This window comes from Nostoc favosum CHAB5714 (assembly GCF_020829495.1).
GTDB classification, from domain to species: domain Bacteria; phylum Cyanobacteriota; class Cyanobacteriia; order Cyanobacteriales; family Nostocaceae; genus Nostoc; species Nostoc favosum.
Genome location: NZ_JAIVFQ010000169.1, coordinates 1 through 9163, shown reverse-complemented (window position 1 = coordinate 9163; position 9163 = coordinate 1). Strand labels below are relative to the sequence as shown.

Annotated in this window: 5 protein-coding genes; 1 reads left to right on the top strand and 4 read right to left on the bottom strand. The window is 36.9% G+C overall.

Annotated features, from left to right (window positions below; genetic code table 11):
• The first annotated feature begins 611 nt into the window (after nucleotides 1–611).
• Nucleotides 612–830, top strand: a complete 219-nt coding sequence (locus tag LC586_RS38475; protein WP_229491067.1) for an IS4/Tn5 family transposase DNA-binding protein — start codon at nucleotides 612–614, stop codon at nucleotides 828–830.
• Here LC586_RS38475 and LC586_RS38470 read toward each other — a convergent pair.
• The 4 genes from LC586_RS38470 to LC586_RS38455 form a co-directional block, all read right to left on the bottom strand.
• Complete coding sequence (locus tag LC586_RS38470; RefSeq protein WP_229491065.1) at nucleotides 777–1202, bottom strand: DUF1636 domain-containing protein; 426 nt, start codon at nucleotides 1200–1202, stop codon at nucleotides 777–779. The genes LC586_RS38475 and LC586_RS38470 overlap by 54 nt on opposite strands.
• Before the next feature lie 177 nt (nucleotides 1203–1379).
• On the bottom strand, nucleotides 1380–3296 hold the full coding sequence (locus LC586_RS38465; protein WP_229491063.1) for an SDR family NAD(P)-dependent oxidoreductase: 1917 nt from the start codon (nucleotides 3294–3296) through the stop codon (nucleotides 1380–1382).
• A 267-nt stretch (nucleotides 3297–3563) separates the two neighbouring features.
• Complete coding sequence (locus LC586_RS38460) at nucleotides 3564–4943, bottom strand: cytochrome P450 (protein WP_229491062.1); 1380 nt, start codon at nucleotides 4941–4943, stop codon at nucleotides 3564–3566.
• 5 nt (nucleotides 4944–4948) lie between these two features.
• Nucleotides 4949–9037 carry a non-ribosomal peptide synthetase gene (locus LC586_RS38455; RefSeq protein WP_229491060.1) on the bottom strand — a complete coding sequence of 1363 codons (4089 nt, stop codon included), beginning with the start codon at nucleotides 9035–9037 and terminating at the stop codon, nucleotides 4949–4951.
• Between the last annotated feature and the right edge of the window lie 126 nt (nucleotides 9038–9163).

Below are 9163 nucleotides of genomic sequence, written 5' to 3'. Positions count from 1 at the left end.
TCGGCGTTTTTTTGTGAGTTTTTTACCGATTCTCAATTAATCTTAGCGATCGCTTCCGCCTGCCCACTTGAGTAAATTCATATATAGCAACCTTTTTGGGCTTTCCTATCCGTCGAACTCACGTTTACCTGACTCAGAGAATTTGCTAGTTGGGACTCGAATTGTCGAGGTTTGCGGGAACTGGGAACTAATACCGGACATTTATGAGTATCTGTAACTGCAAGCCTATCTTTTAAAGATTTTCTTACTCCCTGGGTGCAAGATCGAACTACTCTATCCTCTCGAATTTCCTCGCCTTTGGCAGAAGTCCCGACCAAAAGAACAACCGCACTTGTCAGCACAAGGCTTTGAAATAATCTATCTATTTTCATCTATTTATTTCCCCACACCTAGTAATATCACTTCCCTGAAACCGAAGACAAACAGTAACTATTGACAATTATTATCAATCAACTTTAAATTAGCTTAATCATATAACATGAAGTAACTTAGGGCACAATATCAACTGACTTTTCCCGTTAAGTCTCGAAAAGCTTGCTCACAAAGGATTGAGGAGAAAGCACAGCATATACGGTACAGTAATTGAAATCGGGTGCTGGAGGGGACAAGCAATGTTGGACTGGTGGGAGAAAAATTTTGCGACCTGTGATTTAGGCGACATTCGTTTGAATGAGCGTGCAATGTCAATTGGCTACGCTATAAGTCAAGGATTTGGCAAAGCACTGTCGGAATCCGTATTTATTTATCCTTATATAGTTTGCTTTTTCCACGCCGACTTACTTATTATCAGCAACTACAGGGGGAATTTGGGCAAAAATAGCGGATTGTAATAGTTTGGGAAACTTTTTCCAGGCGATACTGCCTTTACGACTTTTGATATACAGTTGCATAAATTCTAATAAGGCTGTTGGACTTTCTTCTGGGGGAAGATTAACAAAAAGGTAGGTGGGTTTGTCTGGGCTTGATATGGACACAACACAGCCTTGGCTGCAAGCCCATAAGCATTCAACGGGTTTTATTTCTAAGTCGTCAGATGCCAACTTTTCGTTGTATAAACTGTTGATTTTGTCAAGTAAAATTTTGCCGTCGGTGGGTTGATTTTTTGGTCTTTCTTCAGAGGAGCGATCGCAGGATTTACAGACGAAGAGGGTTGGTTTGACCGTGGAGTTAGGGTGTATTGAGGTGATTCTTTTAAGGGTCATTAATGACTCGAAAAACACGAAGAATTTCTTAAGCATTTCAGTTTTTTGATCCAATCATAATTATAAATTTTATACAACTCCTGAGTATAATCAATACCTTTGCCAAAAGAAGAGGATGAAGCCAGAGGGCTGATGTAGTAGATGCCAATTTTGTTATGAACTTATACAATTTTGTATTTAGGTCTTATTCGCCACAACTTCATCATAATCGGTACTGATAGAAAGTTCTTTCCAAGCATCCAAATCTCTTTTGATATACTCCAACCCGTAATTTATACTCTCGATTGCATCGGTTCCCAGTGCTAATCGAACTATTGGCTCTTCGATATCAACTATTTTAATCATTGCTAAAGCAGCTTTCTTCGGGTCTCCCGGCTCCTCTAGACGACTACGTTCCATACCAGGTTTAATGACTTCATTACGTCGTTCATCAATAATTGCTTTATACTCCTCTTCCTCTATTTGGGTATCATTTACAAAAATAGAATTTACAGGAAAATCAGTAAAGAAAACACCTGGTTCAACTATTATGACTTTGATGCCGAAAGGTTGGAGTTCATAATGTAAAGTTCCAGAAAGTCCTTCTAACGCCAGTTTGCTAGCAATATAAAATCCTCCACCTGGTTCAGCCATAAAGGAAGCCATTGATGAAATATTTAAGATGTGTCCCTGACGCTGCTTTCGCATGTGAGGTATTACAGCACGCAGCGTTGCTAAAACACCAAAAAAATTCGTATCAAACTGACGGCGAACTTCAGAATCACTAAGTTCTTCAATTAGTCCGACAATTTTACATCCAGCGTTATTTACGAGTACATCGATATGTCCAAAATAATCAATTGCTTGCTTCACAGCATCTTGCACTTCTTTTGGTTTCGTCACATCAAGTTTTTTTAAAAATATTGCTAATAATGCAATTTTACCTTTGCCTATAGATAAAAAAAGAGTATTACTAAAGTATGCTAAAGCCCATATAGGTGTTAATATATTGAAAATTCTAAAATCTAACACATTATCTTCAGTAAAATTAACCTCTGGCAGAATTAGCCCCAAAAATTTACTGGGATATAATTGTAGAGGCAGCCACATGAAGATTAATAAAATAGTTCCGATAACTGCAAAAATTAAATATGATTTTTTAACCCTTCTATTATTATTTGCCCCATAATTCATACCAATTATAGGCTGTAAAGCATTTGCTAAACCAATGGTGGGAATATATGTAAATGAACACAATTTTACACTTGCTCCAAAGAAAGCAATATCACTATTATCTCCGTAATCATAAATTAAATTAAAAATTACAAATTCTTGAACCAATATCATCACTGGATAAAACAGAGAAGATACTCCTACTGATATGATTTCTAGAAGTAAATTTATTGCGATCGCTATTCTTTTTAGATGAACAGGGATAAAGCTTTTCCCAGCAATAAAATAAGATAGATTCAAAATACTAGAAACAACCATTGCTATAACTGTAGCGAGAGCAATACCTTGGATACCCCAATTATATACCGTAATAAATATATAGTTTAATAAAATATTAACACTCACAAAAATCAAGTTAAATATTGTATTTAATCTAATGTTCCCTTCTGAATTTATCACCTCACCACAGCCTTCTCCTAATATCAAAAATATAGAACCTAATACATATATTTTCAAATAGCTTGTACCTTCTGAGGCAACTTCACCATTTCCCCCCATGAGTACAATTAATTCTTCACCAAATATATAACCAATAAGTGTAATAAAAAAAGAAAATATAACACTTAAAATTATAATACTTTCAAATATTTTGGATTGAGTCTTAACATCTCCAGATCCAATGGATCGACTAAGAACAGAAGCAGAGCCTACCCCTATCAAGCTAGCAAATCCATTTACTATACTTGTAAGTGGCAGTGCAAGTGAGATACCTGCTAAAGCAGTTTCACCAAGAAACCTTCCTGCAAATAAAGCATCAATAAAACTATTTAAACTAAGCATCAATATCCCCAAAATACTGGGAATTGATAACTTGAACATCAGTTTAATAAGATTGCCTTGAAGGATTTCATTTGCGATCTGAGATTGTTTTTGTAAAGTCATTTTTTAGTTGTTGGATGCAGAACACATCTACGCTATAGGACTCCTATTTGATTTGTGAAAAAATTCCGTACACCTGGAAAAAGTTGATTCCCCACTCCGTACAGACGCGATTAATCGCGTCTGTACCTACTCCCTGCCGACGCAAATAATTTCATGAATCAAATCAGATTCCTAATATATTCGCAATGACAATTCCAAAAATGTCTATTTAATTTTGCACAACTGCTTACGATCTATATCCAGTTGATGAAAAACTAAATCCAAAGGCTAGAACAAGCTAGAAACAAGTGGCTGTGAGTATCCTTGATAGTTACGCCTACCATGCATGACCATCTTCACACCACTTGCGGGGTAAGAAATCAAACCTCCATACTTGGGACGTTCTGGTTTTTTACTGACTAATGCTAGCTGATAATGTGAAAGAATCGTTGCTAATACTAGCTTCATTTCAAATAATGCAAAAGCTCCACCAATACAACTCCTCGCACCACCACCAAATGGCAGAAATTCAAAAGATGAGTATTGTTTTTCAAAGAAGCGCTCTGGTTTAAATTGTTTAGGTTCTGGATATATATCTTCACGTTGATGCATAGAATAAATATTACCAATTAGTATTGTTCCTGGGTCAAACTCATAACCCATTATCTCAATCGGAGACTCTACTAACCTGGGAAAAGTGAATAACTGAGTTGGGTAAATTCGTAAAGCTTCATTGCAGACATTATTTAGATAAGGCAATGTAACAATACTCATAGGGTCTGGAGATTCACTAAGAGTATTTAGCTCTTCGAGTAGTTTATCGCGAACCTCAGGTAGACGATGAATCCAGTACAATGACCAGGCGATCGCAGCACCGGAAGCATGTTGAGCTGCGAAGATAGGAGATAATAGTAGGTCGCGCACTTCTTCATCGCTTAATGCTTCACCTGTTTCATCACAAGCAGATATGAGAGTGGAGAGAGTATCGCTGGATAAGGAATCTGGTTTTTGACGACGTTCAGAAACCTCTGAGTACAGCAATTGGAAAATTTTTTGATAAAGGTTAAGTTGATATCCCTGTGGACTCCATTTACCGAAATCCCGGTTCACAAAGGGAAGTTTTAACAGAAGATTGATCAAAGAAGATTGTTCATATTTCATCAAAAAACTAAATAGATGCTTAATTTTTTCATAGCGATCGCCTTCGCTTAAACCTACTACAAGTTCTATGCCTATTCGGAGTGCAATATCTTCGATAATTTCGTAGGCAAGAAAAGATTTACTTATCGCCTGTTGACTCATTATTTTATCTGTAAGTTCGCAGATACGTTGTCCGAAAGCTTGTGTACGCCCTCCTTGGAAGGAAGTCATCAAGAGTTTACGTCGGTGTTTATGACGCCAACCATCTAATTGCAGAACGCCTTGCTTCCCCGTACCTATAGCAAAACTTTGGTTTAATGCACCGCTAGCTGTAATCTCTTTTGTATTATTGAAAATTTCTTTAATACCTTGTGGGTTACTAATATAAATAATCGGCTGAGAATCAGACATTATGGTGATAATATCACCATAATGTTTGTAAATAACATCCATATAACCAAATGGATCGGCCTCGAATTTGAGATAAAATAGCCAATTAGGGTTTCTTGGTGTTGGAGGTAGTTTCATAGGTATTAATTAGGTAAAGTCTTATCTATACAAATTCTTAATTGTTTAGCTAATTCCTGAATATGAGGTTCAACAAACATCGAAAAATGGTCTCCGGGAACTTCAATTAATTGTATAGGTTGAATCGAGCATTTACTCCAACCTAGTAAGGGATCATCAGTATTAAATTCTGTACTTTCAAAATCATGAATAATTTTCTGACTAGCTCTAAATAAAGTTATTTTATCAGGATAAACCGATGCAACATAATCTCGCATGGCTTGAACATGAGCCTTGAAAAGTTTGTAATAATTCAGAAAATCTTCAACTTCTGTATCGCTAAATATGTAGTTTGCTTTCTGATTAATCAAATCAAGTTGCTCATTCAATGACAAATATTGAAGTTCCTCAAAAGTTACTGAAAAGTCTACATTATTATCAGTTTTTATTGATTCTGCCATGCGGAGTAAAAATTTAGCATCATCATCTTTTATAGATTCAATAGGTGTTTCTGATAATATAGTATCCATAACAACTAATAAATCTACTGTTTGACCTTGCCTTCGTAGTTGTTGTGCCATTTCAAAAGCAAGTACACCACCATAACAATGACCTCCTAAAAGATAAGGGCCATTTGGTTGTACTTTACAAATTTCTTGCAAGTAGCGAGTTGCTGTCTCTTCTACTGACATGATTTCTGGTATGTCTTGCCCTGGGCTATGTTCTAAAGCATAAAATCGATAATCTTCACCAAGCCTTCTGGATAAATTAAAGTAGTTATTAACACCTCCACCAGCGCCATGCACACAGAAGAAAGGTTTCTTGGAACCGGAAGAATTAATTGCTATTAGAGGAGAATTAGAAATCTCGCGAGGTGGCTGAGTGACAATGGTTGATAGTTTTTCAATTGTTGGATTTTCAAAGAGAGTAGATAGGGTGAGGTTATGCCCAAATATGTCTTGAATTTGAGCCATTAAGCGGACAGCCAAAAAGGAGTGACCACCCAAATCAAAAAAATTGTCTGTCACCCCGATAGGGCTAGTCTTAAGAAGATTTTCCCAAAGTTTTACTAATGATAATTCTGTAAAATTACGAGGAGCAATGAAGGATTTATGAGTATTTTTCCACTTATTTTCACTGTTTTGCAGCGCACGCTTATCTACCTTGCCATTAGGTGTAAGTGGAAATGCATCTAGTACAACAAAGGCAGATGGTAGCATGTAATTCGGTAATTTTTGTTGTAAAAATAGTAAAATTTGTGTAGTTATATCCTGCTTATTTGTAACAACATAGGCAATCAAACGCGGATTCTCTTGAGTGTCATTGCTAGCAATTACAACAGATTCTTGCACATCTGGATGTTGTGCGATCGCAGTTGCTATTTCACCTAATTCTACTCGAAAACCCCTAATTTTTACTTGCTCATCATGACGACCCAAGTATTCCAGATTACCATCTTGGACATATCGGACTAAATCGCCTGTTTTATACAGTTTATTTCCGGGTATAAAGGGATTATCAATGAATCTTTCCTGGGTTAATTCTGGGCGATGCAAATAACCCTTTGCTAACCCATCACCACCAAGATAAAGTTCTCCAACTACTCCTATAGGTGTTGGCTGTAAATCACGATTTAATACATATATTTGAGTGTTATCTATTGGACAGCCAATGGGCACAATGTGAGCTTGTTCTGATAATAAACTAGTATCGTAGTAAGTCGCATTGGCGGAAACTTCCGATGAACCATAAAGATTAATTAGTTTTGCAAATGGCATCAATTCTCCGAAAGCTTGAACTAATTTAACCGATAATGCTTCTCCGCTAGTTATCCAGAATTTCAGGTGCGTTAATTGCTTAACTAGATGGCTATAATTATCTAAAAGTAGTCGTAATAATGAAGGTACAAGTATAATTCGAGAGACTTTGTGTTGTGCTAGAGATTCTATAAACAATTGTGGCTCTAGTACAGTTGCATTACTGATAATTACTATGGGAATTCCTTGAAGTAAAGGAGCAAAAATTTCCCAGACAGAATCGACAAAACTAATAGCGGTTTTTTGACAGCAAACTTCTTTTGGAGTGAAAGGATAGGTCTTCCACAACCAGTGTAAACCGTTTACTGTACCCCGATGGGTACCAAGAACACCTTTAGGTGTTCCAGTTGACCCAGAAGTGTAGATAATATAAGCAAGATGATTCCTAGCAGAAATGTTAATGGGATTTTCCAAGCTTTCTTGTGAAATTTCCTCTTTGTGGATATCCAAGCAAACGGTTTTAGCCGCAGATAATGATAGTTCTTCTAAAATTTCTTGCTTACTAATTAACAGCGATGCTTGGGAATCAGAGAGCATAAAATTCAAACGTTCCACCGGATAACTTGGGTCAAGGGGAATGTATGCACCACCAGCTTTGAGAATAGCTAAAATCCCCACTACCATATCTAGGTCGCGTTCTAAACATAGAGCAACCAAAGTTTCTTTTGTTACATCCTGCTTTTGTAAGTGATGTGACAGTTGATTAACTCTATGGTTTAGTTGACGATAAGTTATTTCTTCAGAATCGCTAATTAATGCTACATAATTAGGTCTTAGTTCAACTTGCTCCTCAAATAATTGATGCAGAGATACATCTTGAGGGTAATCTGCACGAGTTTGGTTAAACTTAAATAATAATTCTTCTTGTTCAGAGGCAGTTAGTAGCGATAATTCACTCAGATGCTGCTCTGGATTTGCAACTATATTTTCTAATAAAGTTTGAAAATTGTTAATAAATTGGTTAATTGTTGTTGAACCAAAAATATCTGTGTTGTATTCTAAACAGCCTGTTAATCCCTCTGCGGATTCAGACATTGATAGAAAAATATCTAGTTGAGCCGTACCGCTATCAAACTCCAAAGGACGTAAAGTTAAACCAGACGCTTCCTCTACAGAGCCTGGGGTATTTTGTAAGACGAACATTACCTCATAAAGCGGATTTCGGCTTAAGTCTCGTTCGGGTTGCAATTCTTCTACAAGCATCTCAAAAGGCAAATCTTGATGTCCATAAGCATCTAGAGTCACCTCCCGTACTCGATGTAAAAGTTCGCGAAAACTGGGATTACCACTGAGATTATTACGTAACACCAAAGTATTAACAAATAAACCCAGCATCCCTTCCAATTCTGCACGGTTGCGGTTAGCAATTGGAGAACCAATTAAGATATCTTCCTGGTCTGTGTAGCAGTATAGTAATATGTTAAATGCTGCCAGCAAACTCATAAATAAAGTAGCGTCTTCTCGCTGACTTAATTGCTTGAAAGCATTAGTTAGGGATGCAGAGAATGTAAAGTAGTGCTTGGCACCTGTGAAAGTAGTAAGGTTAGGGCGTGGACGGTCTGCTGGCAGTTGTAGTACAGGCAGTTCACCCTGAAGTTGTTGCTTCCAATAATTTAATTGGGTTGCGAGGAATTCACCCTGAATGCGATCGCGTTGCCAAACAGCAAAATCTGCATACTGAATCGGGAGTTCGGGTAAGGGAGAAGGTTGATTTTTTGAGAACGCAGCATACAGCGTTGACAGTTCGTGCAGGAACACATCGCAAGACCATCCATCTGTAATAATGTGATGCATGGTCACAAGCAAAACGTGTTCTTCTTCACTCAATCGCAGTAAAGTAGCCCTCACTAATAGCTCTTTAGCCAAATTAAAAGGTTTTTTTGCTGACTCTGCTGCAATTTGTTTAACTTCGGGTTCCCAATCTTTACCAGATAAATGTTCTAGGTTAATAATATATATATTCCAAGTAGATTGGGGAGAAATTTCTTGTATTGGCTCTCCATTTACAACCCTAAAATTTGTCCGCCAAACTTCATGACGCTTGAGAATTTCATTCAAGCTTTGCTCAAGTGCCTTTATATTTAGATTACCTTGTATATGAAAAGTGATAGGAATATTGTAGAAAGAACTCCCATGATAGAGCTGGTCAATAAACCATAGTCTCTGTTGAGAAAAAGATAGGGGAATATTCTGAGATATTTGACGTTTGGGAATAGTATCAGCTTGAAATTTTCCTTTCTTCCATTTTTCTAAAAGAGCTTTTTTAGCAGGTGATAAGTTAGAGTACTGTTTATCCATAAGTAGGTGGGTGGAAAAATTTATAAGTATGTAACAAAAATTTAACCTGAAGAATTGGAGTTGAATTTGATACGCTCCGTACTGTAGTTTCCTTTTTTTCCCCTAGCTTGAATACCATCAATTACA

Bases quoted from the DNA above. Each gene is read 5' to 3' on its own strand.
- LC586_RS38475 (WP_229491067.1), top strand. From the start codon at position 612: ATGTTGGACTGGTGGGAGAAAAATTTTGCGACCTGTGATTTAGGCGAC.
- LC586_RS38470 (WP_229491065.1), bottom strand. From the start codon at position 1,202: ATGACCCTTAAAAGAATCACCTCAATACACCCTAACTCCACGGTCAAA.
- LC586_RS38465 (WP_229491063.1), bottom strand. From the start codon at position 3,296: ATGACTTTACAAAAACAATCTCAGATCGCAAATGAAATCCTTCAAGGC.
- LC586_RS38460 (WP_229491062.1), bottom strand. From the start codon at position 4,943: ATGAAACTACCTCCAACACCAAGAAACCCTAATTGGCTATTTTATCTC.
- LC586_RS38455 (WP_229491060.1), bottom strand. From the start codon at position 9,037: ATGGATAAACAGTACTCTAACTTATCACCTGCTAAAAAAGCTCTTTTA.